The organism is Segeticoccus rhizosphaerae, assembly GCF_005222685.1.
In the GTDB taxonomy this organism is placed as follows: domain Bacteria; phylum Actinomycetota; class Actinomycetes; order Actinomycetales; family Dermatophilaceae; genus Segeticoccus; species Segeticoccus rhizosphaerae.
Genome location: NZ_SWMA01000001.1, coordinates 140840 through 153608, shown reverse-complemented (window position 1 = coordinate 153608; position 12769 = coordinate 140840). Strand labels below are relative to the sequence as shown.

Genomic DNA, 12769 nt, shown 5'->3' with positions numbered 1-12769 from the left:
CTCTGCTGCGTCGCGTGGTCCCCATCACTCTGGCCGACCCCCATCCACCTGTCAATACTTTGTCCTAACATTCTGATGTCCCTATGACAGGACGGTTTGGCGTATTCTCTGGGTCATGTCGGCCCAGCTTCTTGCGGTGCAGATCGATCGGGCCTCGCCTGTGCCGCTCTACCACCAGCTCGCCGAACAGCTCAGCGCCGCAGTCGCCGACGGCACGCTCCAGCCGGGGGACCCGTTCGAGAACGAGGTCGCCCTCAGCGCCCGGCTCCAGCTGTCTCGGCCCACGGTGCGTCGGGCGATCCGCGAGCTCGTCGACCAGGGCCTCCTGGTCCGCCGCCGCGGGGTCGGGACGCACGTGGCGGGGCGCATGGTCCACCGCCGGCTGAAGCTCAGCAGCCTGTATGACGACCTGGCCCGAGAGGGGCGCGACCCTCGCACCACGATCCTCGAGCACGAGATCAGGGAGGACGAGCGGGCCGCGATCGCGCTCGACCTCCCTCCGGACACCCCCTTGCTGTCCATCGTGCGGCTCCGCTCGGCGGGTGACTCACCCCTGGCGATCCTGCACAACTGGCTGCCACCGGCCTACTCGGACCTCACCCGGGAGGACCTCGAGACGTCCGGGCTGTATGCCCTGCTGCGTGATCGCGGCGGTCGCCCCGTCGTCGCCCACCAGAGCGTGGGCGCCCGGATGCCCACGGCCACCGAGCGCCGGCACCTGAAGATCCGGGGCAGTCACCCGCTGCTGACCATGACGCGCAGTGCGTTCGACGCGGGCGGCAACGCGGTCGAGTTCGGCGACCACTGCTATCGCGCCCAGGACTACACCGTCGACCTCATGGTCGACGAGCGCTGAGGCGTCTGGAACCCCGCCGGCGACCCCATGCAGAGGCGAGACCACGCGCCTTGCCGCGCCTCCGCCATACCCTCTCCACCATTGAGGAGGGCCGGCCATGGCGCGCCACGGGGAGACGCCCTGGTACGACCTGGGCGTCTCCCCGGTGAGTCCTGCTGCTACTTGACGGACTCGTTGTACTGCTTGATGGCCGGCAGCAGCGCGTTGGCCGCGTCGGTCATCGACTTCTTCGCGTCGGCGCCGTTGATCGCCTTCTCCAGGCCGTCCTCGGACAGCTTGCGCGACTGGGGCATGACGCCGAGCAGGCAGCCCTGGGTGGCCTTGGACAGCTTGGTCTGCTCGAGCTGCTTGACGGCCACGTCGAACTGCGGGTACTGCTTGCGCCACTTGACGTCCATCGGCTCCTGCAGCGCCTTCTTCGACGCCGGGAAGTAGCCGGTGCCGGTGTGCCAGATCGCCTGGTTCTTGGGCTCCGCGAGGAACTTCACGAACTCCCAGGAGGCCTCCTTCTCGGCGTCGCTGTGGCCGACACCGTCGATCCACAGCGAGGCGCCGCCGATGATCGGGCCGCCGTCACCCGGCTTCAGCTTGGGGTAGAAGCCGACGCCCAGCTCGAAGTTGCCGGCCTTGGCGGCCTCGGTGAAGGAGCCGACCTGACCGGTGGACTCCAAGGTGATCGCGGTCTGGCCCGAGCTGAAGGCCTTCTGCGCCTGGGACGTGTCGCGGCCGGTGTTGGCGGCCAGCCCGTCCTTGACCATCTTCTGCCACCAGCTCACGATCTTGACCGTGTCTGGCGAGTCGAACATCACCTTGGTGGCCTTGCCGTCGCGGCCGTTGCCGTTGTCGCAGTAGAGCTGGTTGTCGGTGGCGATGAACTGCTCGAGCAGCCAGCCGTAGATGGCGGCACCGAAACCGTACGGCGCCGGGCCACCGTTCTTCTTCGACAGCTTCTCGGCGTCCTTGCGGATCTCCGCGAGGGTGGTCGGCGGCTTGTTGGGGTCGAGCCCGGCCTTCTTGAAGAGCGTCTTGTTGTAGTAGAGCACCGGCATCGAGGTGTTGAACGGCATCGAGTACAGCTTGCCGTCGATCGAGTAGTAGCCGGTGATGTTGGGCTGCAGGTCGCTGACGTCGAGCTTGTCGCGGTCGATGAACTGCTGCATCGGCACCGTCTGCTTGGCGTCGATCATGAACCGCGTGCCGATGTCGTAGATCTGCACCAGGTCGGGCGTCGACTTGGACTGGATCGACGCCTTGTACTTGGCGATGCCGTCGTCGTACTTGCCCACGTAGGTGGGCTCGACCTGGATCTTGCCCTTGTTCTGCTTGTTGAAGTCCTTGACCAGCTTGTTCAGGACCTCGGCGTTCGTGCCGTCCATCGAGTGCCAGAAGCTGACCTTCTGCACCTTGCCGGTCTCGAGCGCGCCGGTCTGCGGGGCGCTCACCTCGTCGCCTGAGCCGCCTCCGTCGCCGCCGCAGGCGCTGAGCAGCAACGACACGCTGGCCGCGCCGCTGATGAGGGCCACGCCGAGCCGGCGCCTCGTGCTGTGTGTCCGGATCACTGTTGTCTCCTTGGGGTTGGGCCGGTCGGCCTTCGGTGGTCGCTCACTTGACGGCGCCTGCGGTCAGGCCCCGCACGATGAACCGCTGGCCGAAGACGACCAGCAGCAGGGTCGGCAGGAGGGCCAGCACGACACCGGCGAGGACCATGCCTGGGTCCTGGGTGTCGGAGGACTGCAGCTGGCCGATGCCGATCTGGATGGTCTGGTGCTCCGAGCGGGTCGTGATCAGCAGCGGCCAGAAGTACTGGTTCCACGCGGACAGGGCGCAGTAGATCGACAGCGCGGCCAGCGTCGGCTTGGACAGCGGCGTGAGGATCGACCACAGGAACCGCAGGTGTCCCGCCCCGTCCACCCGGGCGGCGTCGCGCAACTCGGTCGGGAAGGCGAGGAACGACTGCCGCAGCAGGAAGGTCCCGAACCCGGAGGCGAGGAACGGCAGCGCCAGCCCGGCGATCGTGTCGGAGAGGCCGAGTCCGGTGACGAACAGGTAGTTGGGGATGATGATCGACTCGTAGGGGATCATCATCGTCGCGAGAAAGACCCCGAACCAGAAGTTGCGCGCGCGCAGGGGAAGGAAGACGAACGCGTATGCCGCGAGCACACTGGTCAGTACCTGACCGATGGTGATGGCAGCCGTCTGCATGATGCTGTTGAGGTACTGCCGGCCGAGCGGGACGATGTCGAGCGCGTTGCTGTAGTTCTGCGGGTGAATGCCGTGCTTCGGCCACAACGCCGGTGGGTAGGAGTTGGTGTCCTGGGTGTTCATGAAGCTGCCGATGATCCCGTAGTAGACGGGGAACAGCACGATCAGGAACAGCACGATGATGCCGACGTAGGTGAGGGGCCCCGCACCCCTGCCGACACCGCGGGAGTGACGGCGCCGACGCGCGGGCCGGTCGGTCCGTGGAGTCTGGGCGGCTGTGGTGGTCATCGGTAGAACACCCTCCGCTCGAGCACCCCGAACTGGATCGCGGTGATCACCAGCACCACCAGCAGCAGCACCATCGCCTGCGCCGACGCGTAGCCGAAGTTGGAGTTGTTGTAGGCGAAGGCCTGCTCGTAGATCGAGTAGACCAGGGTCGTCGTGTTGTTCTCCGGCCCGCCCTTGGTGAGGATGTAGATCTGCCCGAAGCTCTGCAGCGAGTGGATCGTCCCCGTGACGATGAGGAAGAACAGCTGCGGGGTGATCAGGGGGATGACGACCGACCGCTGCAGCCGCAGGCCGGTGGCGCCGTCGAGCCGGGCTGCTTCGAGGACGTCCTCGGGCATCGCCCCGAGTCCGGCGCTGAGGATCAGCAGGTTGTAGCCGAGCTGCATCCACACCGTTGCGAGGGAGACCGAGATGAGCGCCATGTCGGGGTCGGTCAACCATCCGAAGGGGCCGATCCCGACATACGACAACAGGCCGTTGATCACGCCGGAGGCGGGGTTGTAGAGCACGCCGAAGATGACCGACGCGGTCGCCACCGAGAAGGCGAACGGGAGCGCGAAGGCTGAGCGGAAGAACCGCAGTCCGCGGATCCTCTCCTGCAGCAGCAGCGCGATGGCGAGGGCGATCAGGATGCTGGGCAGGACGGTCAGCAGCGTGAATCCGGCGGTGACGCCGATGACCTTGGCGAACGCCGGGTCGGAGAACATGTGCCGGTAGTGCTCGAGGCCGACGAAGCCGCCGGGGCGCCCGATGATGTCGGTGCCCTGCATCGAGATGATGATCGACTTGACCAGCGGCCAGAACATGAAGACGCCGAAGACCGCGAGAGCCGGCAGCAGGTAGAGCATGGCCATCGCCGCGGCGCCGCGAGGGCGGCGCGACCTGCGGGGTGCTGCTGGCCTGGCTTCCTCGGTCAGCACGGTCGTCTGGGTCACGCGGGACGTGGTCCCTCGTCACGGCGGCAGCCTGCCGCACCACACATGACCCACATGTTTACGCATGATGCTGCATCAGGGTTCCGCTGTGAACCTGCGACACCCCGCAGCCGGAGAATTTTCACCATCGTTACGTGGGGGGTGTGGCCAGCAGACACCGAGGGCGCGACACCCGGCATACCGGGTGTCGCGCCCTTGCGTGATGGGTCGGCGCGTGACCGCCGTCATGCGACGGCCGGTGGTGCGTTTCCTCAGCCGGCGACGACCTCGAGGCCGACCTTGGCCTGCACCTCGGGGTGCACGCGGACCAGGACCTGGTGGGCTCCGGTGGTCTTGATCGGGTTGGGAACCTCGATCTTGCGGCGGTCGAGCTGTGGGCCGCCGGCGGCCTTGACCGCGGCCGCGATCTCGGCCGTCGTCACGGCGCCGAAGAGTCGACCGCTCGCGCCGGCCTTCGCCTCGACCGTCACCGTGCGGGCCTCGAGGTCGCCCTTGATCTGCTGGGCCTCCTCGAGGGTGGCGACGGCGCGGGTCTCGCGGGCCTTCTGGATCGCGGCGACCTGCTTCTCGCCACCCTTGGTCCACGGCGTGGCGAGGCTGCGGGGGACGAGGTAGTTGCGGGCGTAGCCGTCCTTGACCTCGACGACGTCACCGGCGGTGCCGAGACCCGACACCTCGTGAGTGAGGATCAGTTTCATCATGCATCCTTTAATGAGTCCGCGACGGGGTCCCCGCCAAGTATCGGAGCGAGGAACGAGCGGAGAACTTGGTGGGGTGATTACCGAGCCGAGGACGAGTAGGGCAGCAGCGCCATCTCGCGGGCGTTCTTGACCGCGGTGGCGATCAGCCGCTGCTCCTGGACGGACACGCCGGTCACCCGGCGAGCGCGGATCTTGCCGCGGTCGGAGATGAACTTGCGCAGCAGCGCGGTGTCCTTGTAGTCGATGTTCTCGACCTTCGCCGCCTTCAGCGGGTTGGCCTTCTTCTTGGGCTTGCGCACAACGGGCTTGGCCATCGTGGTGCTCTCCTTAGTGGGAAAGAGCCCGAGCGTGGTGCTCGGGATAGCGAGTTGAGTTGGTGTGGAGTTGACGAAGCCCCTAGAAGGGCGGCTCGTCATACGAGGGACCCGAGCCCCAGCCGCCCGGCTGGCCGCCCTGCTGACCACCTTGGGCCGGCGCACTCTGGCCGCCGCCGGAGGGGCCGGTGGCCCACGGGTCGCTGGACTGCTGGCCACCGGACTGCTGGCCACCGGACTGCTGGCCCTGCTGGCCGCCGAAGCCGCCGGACTGTTGCCCGCCGAAGCCGCCGCCACCACCGCGCTGGGTCTTGTTGACCTTGGCCGTGGCGTACTTGAGGGAGGGACCGACCTCGTCGGCCTCCATCTCGACCACGGTCCGCTGCTGGCCGTCCTTCTCGTAGGACCGCTGCTTCAGCCGCCCCGAGACGATGACGCGGGCGCCGCGCTGGAGCGACTCGGCGACGTTCTCGGCCGCGTCACGCCAGATGGAGCAGCGCATGAACAGCGTCTCGCCGTCCTTCCACTCGTTGCTCTGCCGGTCGAACATGCGCGGCGTCGAGGCAACGGTGAAGTTGGCCACGGCCGCGCCGGACGGGGTGAACCGCAGCTCGGGGTCGGCCGTGAGGTTGCCGATGATCGTGATGACGGTGTCGCCAGCCATATCGAGTCCCTACTTGAGTCAGGCGCCGAGGCGCAGGAGCTTGGTCCGCAGGACGGACTCGTTGAGCCCGAGCTGGCGGTCCAGTTCTTTGGCGGTGGCCGACTCGGCCGACATGTTGATGACGGCGTAGATGCCCTCGGACTTCTTCTTGATGTCGTACGCCAACCGGCGACGACCCCAGAGGTCCACGTTGTCCACGGTCCCGCCGTCCTTGGTGACGACGGAGAGGAACTTGTCGAGCGACGGCTGGATCGTGCGCTCCTCGAGATCGGGGTCGAGGATGATCATGAGCTCGTACTGACGCATGCGTTAACCCACCTCCTTTGGTCTTGGCGGTCACGGTCTCTCCGTGACAGGAGGGTTGCAGCGTCCCACCACGGCATACTGTGCCATCTGTCGGTGACAGCCCGTCCGGGCCGTCCACAGGCAGGCGGTCAGGGGTGCCGGGGCGAACCGGATGAGGATACCCGCCGGCCACCCGCCATACGAAATCCGACGCCTTCTCCGCTCCTGTCGTGGGGCGCGAGCTCGACCGGGGTGGGGGGCTCACCGGGACCGGCGAAGGGGTCGAAGCGCAGGATCGTCCCGCCGGGGTGCAGGCGTGCGTCGGACCGATACCACTCGCCGAGGCGGCTCCTGGCCGTGTTCAGGCCCGCCGTCCTCCCCTGGCTCCCCGCCGGGTCCCCGACTCCTTCGGCTGCGTCCGCGGCCACCAGCAGTGCCGCGACCTCGTCGGTCATGGCCAGCACCGCGTCCTCGATCGGCGCGTCCGGCCCGGACATCGCGCCCCAGACGTCCCAGAGCAGCAGCTCGTCGCCCTGCAGGTGGGCGAGCTCGCGCAGCACGTAGTCCTGCAGGAACCACGGTCCCTCCGGGACCACGCCCGGTCCGGCGCCGAACCTGGTCACGTCGAGGTCGCCGGACCGCCAGGCCAGCCACGCCTCGGCCGCGGTCATGAAGGGCGACTGCGGCCCCGTCGGCAGGTCCATCGGACCCGCCACCAGCCCGTCGGCCTCGGTCACCTCGGGGTCGAACCGCCGCCACCGGCCACCGGACGGGCCCTGCTCCCATGCCTCGACCACGAAGTGGTCATGCCAGTAGTCGTCCGCGAAGTAGCCCGCGAAGCCGATCCGTCCGCGCGCCGGGACCCCGTGCTGACGCAGCACGGCGCGCGGCATACGGGCCGGGATCGCTGTATGCCGTGTGCTCGGCCCACCGGGAGGGTGTCGCCCGGGTGGACGGGATGGTTCGAGGGGTCTTGGTCGCTTGCGGGTTTCCAGTCGTCGTCACGTCGGACAGCGTGGGCCCTGCCCCAGGGTCAAGGTCCAGCGTCGGGCTCGAAGGGCTGGACGATCTCGACGACCGGTCCGGCGCCCGGCCGGTCGTCCCACTCGACCGGGTAGACCTCGCGGGGCGGGCCGACCGCGGTGCCGCGCTCGGCCGTCCACCGTTCGACCGCATCGAAGGCGTGCAGGATGTGCGGGTAGCGGCACCCCGCCGCCGGGAGCGGGGTGAACGACTCGCGGTGCGACCGTTCCACCCGCAGCGCGACCTCCCGGCCGGGCGAGGCGAAGCCCCCGTAGGGGACACACACCTCGATCGGACCGTCGTCGTCCGGGGTGACCGCTCCGTGGTAGATCACCCACCACTCCACGCCCCGCGTCGCGCCACTGCCGTCGAGGTGCGACCGCAGATGATCTCGCAGCCGCCCCATGGTGGGGACCAGGTCCGCCTGGGTCACGTGCGCGGTGCTGGTGGCGACCAACCGGTCGGGGACCGACCGCGCGGTGACCTCGTGCTCCGGTGCGGCCTCCTCCAGCAAGGAGGACCGCAGGTAGTCCACGAGGCCGCGGCGCTCGGCGACGACCGATTCCTGCTCGCGCCACCACTCCATCAGTGCCGTCACGGCCTCGGCCGGGGCGGCTGGCCCGGTCGACGGCTCGGGCTCGGTCGACGGCTCGGGCTCGGCCGGGCCGAGCACGGCACCGATCCGGGCCAGCGGCATGCCGGCGCGCCGCAGCAGGCCGATCCGCCGCGCGCGCAGCACCTGCCCCGGCCGGTAGTGGCGGTAGCCGCTGGTGGGATCGACGTGAGCCGGGCGCAGCAGCCCCGACTCGGCATACAGGCGCAGGGCCTTCGGCGACAGTCCGGTGGCGCGCGCGAAGGAGCTGATCGTCATCGACGGGTGATCGCCCTCGCCCCCGGTCATCGTGACGCCTCGGGCGCTCGCTGGAAGCGACGGGGTGGGTATGCCGTGGGGCCGCGCCAGACCTGGTAGCCGAGCCAGGCGACGGCCACGATCCGGGCGACCAGGAAGATCGCGTAGTCCCGGCCGGGAAGGGCGCGGTTGGCGTCGAAGGCCTGCGCGGCATACAGCCAGGTCGCGAGGAACGCCGTCACCTCCACCGAGGCCCAGATCAGGTGGTCCCGCCAGCGCAACCCGCACAGCGCGATGAGGGGGAGCAGCCACAGCACCGACTGGAGGGTGACCGACTTGCCGGTCACGAGGACGATGGCGACCATCACGAAGGACACCTGCGCGACGGTGGGACGGCGTCCGGGGCCCATCGCGAAGGTCGCACCCACCGCGACGGCGGCGATCCAGCCCAGCACCGCGAGCATGGTAACGACGGTCACCGGCAGCTCCCGGCCGAAGAGCGTGGGGATCAGCCACGGGGAGCCGTAGCTGACCGCGCCGTCCCACCAGCTGACGTAGGCCGAGAAGACCGGGTCGGTGCGCCCTGAGCCGGGACTGGCGACGACCAGCGGTACGAGGACGACCAGGAGTGTGACGACCGCCGCCAGGGCCAGCCTGGCGAAGCGCTGCACGTGGCCGTCCCGCCAGGCCACGATGCCGATGGCCAGGATGATGACCAGCGGGTAGGTGCGGGCCAGCGCGGCGAGCGCCAGCGCCACCCCGGCCAGTGCCGGCGAACGCCTGCTCCAGGCCAGCAGACCCAACGAGGCCAGCAGCACGCCCAGCAGGTCGAGCGATACCAGCCCGGCGGTCACCAGGACGGGGCTCAGCGCGACGTGCGCGGCGCGCCACGGGGTTTCCGGCACGGTGGCTGCGGTGACCACGACCAGCAGGATGAGCAGGATGGTGACGGCGACGGCAGCGAGCGCAAAAAACCACTGCTGGTGGACGGAGCCGGTCCGCCCCGACGGCACGAGCAGGCCGATGAACCACGTGGCGAAGCCGGTGACGACCGGCTCACCCGGCGAGGCACCGCTGGATAGGTAGGGGGTCGCGTGCGAGCCGACCCCGGGGAGGCTGAGCGGCAGGTCGGAGTAGCACATGTGCCAGTACTGGTCGGGGTCCTTCCAGCCGTAGAGGAGGCAGTGCGCCTTCTCGGCGACCCCCAGGCTGATGAACACACTCGACAGCGCGGCGAGCACGGCCGCGGCCGGCTGCCAGGTCCGCGACACGCGCGCGAAGCTTCCCAGCGGACCGCCGACGAGCTCGGTGGCCGCGGCCACGACCCGGTCCTGCCGCGACGGGGCCAGACCCGGATCGGTCGAGGGCATGTGGGCAGACTACGGCGCTGGGACGAGCGCGTCGTCCGGCACCGCCTTCTCCTCGCCGGCGGGAGACGTGGTGCTCGGCTCGGGGGACAGCGGAGCCGGTGGCGGCTCGGTCCGCGTGTGGTCGCGGCTGCCCGCGTCCCCACCGCGGGCGGTGCTGGTCGTGCTCGGCTCCGACGTGCTCGACGCGGTCGCTGTGTTCGGCGCAGAGTTGGACGTCGGAGGCGGCGGCGCGGTCTCGGTCGAGGTCGACGACGAGCTCGACGAGGTGGCCGCGGTGGTCGCCGTCGACGTCACGGTGGTCGTCACCTCCGTGGTGGTCGGCGCCTCCGAGGTGGACGCGGTGGTCGGCGCCGTCGTGGGCACCTTGTCGTCGTTGACGCCGGCTCGCGGCGGGAACTGCTCGACCTTCTCGCCCTTGAGCGCCCCGATCATGAAGTCGGTCCAGATGCTCGTCGGGTAGGTGCTGCCGGTGAGCCCCCCGAAGCCGCCGATCTCCTGCATCGGCTTCGGGGTGCCGTTGACGTCGTTGTACATGCCGACCGCTGCCGTCAGCTGCGGCGTGAACCCGTTGAACCACACCGACAGGTTGGCGCTGGAGGTGCCGGTCTTGCCGGCCGCGGGACGGCCGAGCCGCTGGGCGGTGCGGCCGCTGCCCTGCTGGATGACCTGCTCCATCGCGTTGGTCGTGTCGGCCATGACGTCCTTGTCGAAGACCCCCTGGGTCTGCGGCTTGGCCCGGTAGTCGATGGCACCGTCGACCGACTTCACGCTGCTGACCAGGTATGGCGTGCCTCGTTTGCCCTGCGCGGCGATCGTCGCGTAGGCGGTCGCCATGTTGGTCACGGTGGGCGACGCGGTGCCAAGGATGTTGGCGGCGTTGGGCAGCAGGCCGGGCGTGTCCTTCGGCAGGCCGGCGTCGATGGCTGCCTGCATGGTCTTGTCGGGGCCGACCTGGAGGTTGAGCTGGACGAAGACGGTGTTGACCGAGTGCGCCGTGGCGGTCACCAGGTTGATGTCGCCGAACTGCTCGTTCTGGAAGTTGGTGACCTTGCCCCGGGGGTTGCTCGCGCTCTCGAACTCCGGGAAGTACTGCGGGCTGTAACCCGGGAAGCGGTCGTGGGTGCTGATGTCACCCTGCAGACCGGCGATCAGACCGAACGGCTTGAACGTCGAACCCGCCTGCATGTGGGCTTGCGTGGCCGCGTTGAACTGGCTCTTGGAGTAGTCCTTCCCGCCATACATCGCCACGATCGCGCCATCACCCGGCTTGATCGCGGTCAGCCCGACGCGCAGGTGCTCGGTGTTCTTGCCGGTCGGCATGTCCTTGTCGACCGCAGCGACGGCGGCCTCCTGTGCCTGCTTGTCGATGGTCGTCGTGACCCGCAACCCGCCGCGGTCGATGTCGGCGTCGCTCAGCTTGAGCTTGTTCTTGAGCTCGTTGCGCACCTCGGCGGTGATATAGCCCTTCGGGCCCGCGTCCCCCGAGCGCTGCGGCTTCTTGACGTCCGGGAAGTGGGCACGCGCCTTCTGCTGCGGCGTGATCCAGCCTTCGGACGCCATACCGTTGATGACGTACTGCCAGCGCGCCTTGGCGTCGGCGGCAGCCTTCGGGCCGTTGGCCGGGTCGTAGTAGGTCGGCCCGCGGACGACGCCTGCAAGGAACGCGCTCTCGTTGAGGTCGAGCTGCGAGGCGTTCTTGTGGAAGTAGGCCTGGGCGGCGAACTGGATGCCGTAGGCGCCGCGACCGTAGTAGATGGTGTTGAGGTAGTTGGCCAGGATCGTGTCCTTGGACTGCTGCCGGTCCACCTTGATCGAGATGATCGCCTCACGCCACTTGCGCGAGATCGTCTGGTCGGAGCTGAGGAAGTAGTTCTTGACGTACTGCTGGGTGATCGTCGAGCCGCCCTGGGTCGAGCCGCCGGTGAGGTTGTTCCACAGCGCCCGGGCCATGCCGGTCGGCGAGATGCCCCTGTTCTCGTAGAAGCTGCGGTCCTCGGCGGCCAGGATCGCCTTCTGCATGGTGTCGGGGATCTGTGTGATCGGCACCGACTCGCGGGCGCCGCCGGCCGCGCTGATCCGGTCCATCACGGTCTTGCCGTCGGAGTAGTAGACGATCGAGCTCTGGGCGTTGGCCAGCTGGTTGGGGGTGGGGACGTCGATGACCAGGTAGCTCACCACGAAGGCGCCGATGCCGAGGACGATCAGCGTCAGCAGACCCCACAGGGATCCGAGAAGGGCCTTGCGCTTCTTCGAGCGCTTCTGGCCCTTCTTGGTGGCCGACGGCTTGCTCGAGCTGGGGTTCACGGGCCTACTTCCGGACGGGTGAGCGGTTCAGCAGGGATCGGGAGCGGGTCCCCTGCCGCCAGTATGTCGGCGTTCAGTATGCCGTTGCGGGACCCGCCGCGGCGTGAGCGGACTGGCGCACGCGGTCGTCACCGTCTACCATCGTGCTTAGCGATATATCGATCCGATATATCGCCGTGGTCCCTGGTCACGATCAATCCAACGACGGACGGGCGGGTGAGTTCCGGTGAGGCAACCCCACAAAGTTCTCCGCTGCGCTCCGATACTTCGCGGGGACCCCGCGTGAGCAGGCGCAGTGCCATCCTCGAGCTCGCCGTCCTCGGGCTGCTGCACGACGCCCCGATGCACGGCTACGAGCTGCGCAAGCAGCTGTCCTCCGTGCTCGGTGCGTTCCGCGTCGTCTCCTACGGCACGCTCTACCCGTGCCTGCGTTCGCTGCTCGAGCGCGGCTGGATCGCCGAGGCCGGCTCCGCCGGGCCGGGCGCGGCGCAGTCCGATAAGTCAGCGGGGCTCGGAGCTGGTGGCGGCCGCGGCAAGCGGGCGCGGATCGTCTACGAGCTGACGCCCGAGGGCAAGGACCAGTTCCAGGAGCTGCTGACTCGCTCGGGTCCGTCGGCCTGGGAGGACGGCACGTTCGACGTGCACTTCGCGTTCTTCGGGCGCACCGACACCGACGTGCGGCTGCGCATCCTCGAAGGTCGGCGCAGCCGGCTCGAGGAGCGCCTCGACGACCTGCGGGCCTCCAGCCGGCAGCGTCGCGAGCGCGCCGACGCCTACACCGCCGAGCTGCAGAGGCACGGCTTCGATTCCACCGAACGAGAGGTCCGTTGGCTCACCGAGCTGATCGAGACCGAGCGTTCGGCACACGCTGCGGGCGCCTCCGCCGCGGACCCTGCCGGCTCGCCGGCGACCACCCGGGCGACCGACCGTCATACGTCGGAAGCCAACTCACCTGATTCCCACCTCAAGGAGTAACC

The 12769-nt window shown here is 68.9% G+C and carries 13 protein-coding genes; 2 read left to right on the top strand and 11 right to left on the bottom strand.

Annotated elements, in window-relative coordinates; all coding sequences use genetic code 11:
- The first annotated feature begins 115 nt into the window (after positions 1–115).
- Positions 116–856, top strand: a complete 741-nt coding sequence (locus FCN22_RS00665) for a GntR family transcriptional regulator (RefSeq protein ID WP_137119601.1) — start codon at positions 116–118, stop codon at positions 854–856.
- A gap of 158 nt (positions 857–1014) precedes the next feature.
- On the opposite strand, the gene FCN22_RS00660 is transcribed toward FCN22_RS00665, so the two are convergent.
- From FCN22_RS00660 to FCN22_RS00610, 11 genes are all read right to left on the bottom strand, one after another.
- The gene (locus FCN22_RS00660) at positions 1015–2415 is read right to left on the bottom strand and encodes an ABC transporter substrate-binding protein (protein ID WP_238384431.1); all 1401 of its coding nucleotides are present in this window, start codon (positions 2413–2415) and stop codon (positions 1015–1017) included.
- A gap of 43 nt (positions 2416–2458) precedes the next feature.
- Positions 2459–3346: a carbohydrate ABC transporter permease gene (locus FCN22_RS00655; RefSeq protein ID WP_137119600.1), complete on the bottom strand. Its 888-nt coding sequence runs from the start codon at positions 3344–3346 to the stop codon at positions 2459–2461.
- Entirely contained in the window at positions 3343–4281 is a 939-nt protein-coding gene (locus tag FCN22_RS00650; protein ID WP_238384430.1) for a carbohydrate ABC transporter permease, read from the bottom strand. Before FCN22_RS00650 ends, FCN22_RS00655 begins: the two co-directional genes overlap by 4 nt.
- 251 nt (positions 4282–4532) lie before the next feature.
- On the bottom strand, positions 4533–4982 hold the full coding sequence (gene rplI, locus FCN22_RS00645) for a 50S ribosomal protein L9 (RefSeq protein WP_202911325.1): 450 nt from the start codon (positions 4980–4982) through the stop codon (positions 4533–4535).
- Between the two features lie 77 nt (positions 4983–5059).
- The gene (rpsR, locus tag FCN22_RS00640; protein WP_013494395.1) at positions 5060–5296 is read right to left on the bottom strand and encodes a 30S ribosomal protein S18; all 237 of its coding nucleotides are present in this window, start codon (positions 5294–5296) and stop codon (positions 5060–5062) included.
- Between the two features lie 82 nt (positions 5297–5378).
- Positions 5379–5960 carry a single-stranded DNA-binding protein gene (locus FCN22_RS00635; RefSeq protein WP_137119598.1) on the bottom strand — a complete coding sequence of 194 codons (582 nt, stop codon included), beginning with the start codon at positions 5958–5960 and terminating at the stop codon, positions 5379–5381.
- An 18-nt stretch (positions 5961–5978) separates the two neighbouring features.
- Complete coding sequence (rpsF, locus tag FCN22_RS00630; RefSeq protein WP_137119597.1) at positions 5979–6266, bottom strand: 30S ribosomal protein S6; 288 nt, start codon at positions 6264–6266, stop codon at positions 5979–5981.
- A gap of 128 nt (positions 6267–6394) precedes the next feature.
- A complete protein-coding gene (locus FCN22_RS00625; RefSeq protein WP_137119596.1) occupies positions 6395–7126 on the bottom strand; it encodes a transglutaminase-like domain-containing protein in 732 nt (243 codons plus the stop codon).
- A 152-nt stretch (positions 7127–7278) separates the two neighbouring features.
- On the bottom strand, positions 7279–8139 hold the full coding sequence (locus tag FCN22_RS00620; protein WP_162308089.1) for a MerR family transcriptional regulator: 861 nt from the start codon (positions 8137–8139) through the stop codon (positions 7279–7281).
- Between the two features lie 26 nt (positions 8140–8165).
- Positions 8166–9488 (bottom strand): glycosyltransferase family protein, encoded by a 1323-nt coding sequence (locus FCN22_RS00615; protein WP_137119594.1) that lies wholly within the window; start codon positions 9486–9488, stop codon positions 8166–8168.
- Between the two features lie 9 nt (positions 9489–9497).
- Positions 9498–11792 carry a transglycosylase domain-containing protein gene (locus FCN22_RS00610; RefSeq protein ID WP_137119593.1) on the bottom strand — a complete coding sequence of 765 codons (2295 nt, stop codon included), beginning with the start codon at positions 11790–11792 and terminating at the stop codon, positions 9498–9500.
- A gap of 282 nt (positions 11793–12074) precedes the next feature.
- Between FCN22_RS00610 and FCN22_RS00605 the strand changes: the two genes are divergently transcribed.
- On the top strand, positions 12075–12767 hold the full coding sequence (locus tag FCN22_RS00605; protein ID WP_137119592.1) for a PadR family transcriptional regulator: 693 nt from the start codon (positions 12075–12077) through the stop codon (positions 12765–12767).
- Positions 12768–12769: the final 2 nt, after the last annotated feature.

What these genes read in the sequence shown, in the direction of transcription:
- rpsF (WP_137119597.1), bottom strand. Translation starts at nt 6,266, where the DNA reads ATGCGTCAGTACGAGCTCATGATCATCCTCGACCCCGATCTCGAGGAG.
- rpsR (WP_013494395.1), bottom strand. Translation starts at nt 5,296, where the DNA reads ATGGCCAAGCCCGTTGTGCGCAAGCCCAAGAAGAAGGCCAACCCGCTG.
- FCN22_RS00615 (WP_137119594.1), bottom strand. Translation starts at nt 9,488, where the DNA reads ATGCCCTCGACCGATCCGGGTCTGGCCCCGTCGCGGCAGGACCGGGTC.
- FCN22_RS00665 (WP_137119601.1), top strand. Translation starts at nt 116, where the DNA reads ATGTCGGCCCAGCTTCTTGCGGTGCAGATCGATCGGGCCTCGCCTGTG.
- FCN22_RS00620 (WP_162308089.1), bottom strand. Translation starts at nt 8,139, where the DNA reads ATGACGATCAGCTCCTTCGCGCGCGCCACCGGACTGTCGCCGAAGGCC.
- FCN22_RS00655 (WP_137119600.1), bottom strand. Translation starts at nt 3,346, where the DNA reads ATGACCACCACAGCCGCCCAGACTCCACGGACCGACCGGCCCGCGCGT.
- FCN22_RS00635 (WP_137119598.1), bottom strand. Translation starts at nt 5,960, where the DNA reads ATGGCTGGCGACACCGTCATCACGATCATCGGCAACCTCACGGCCGAC.
- rplI (WP_202911325.1), bottom strand. Translation starts at nt 4,982, where the DNA reads ATGATGAAACTGATCCTCACTCACGAGGTGTCGGGTCTCGGCACCGCC.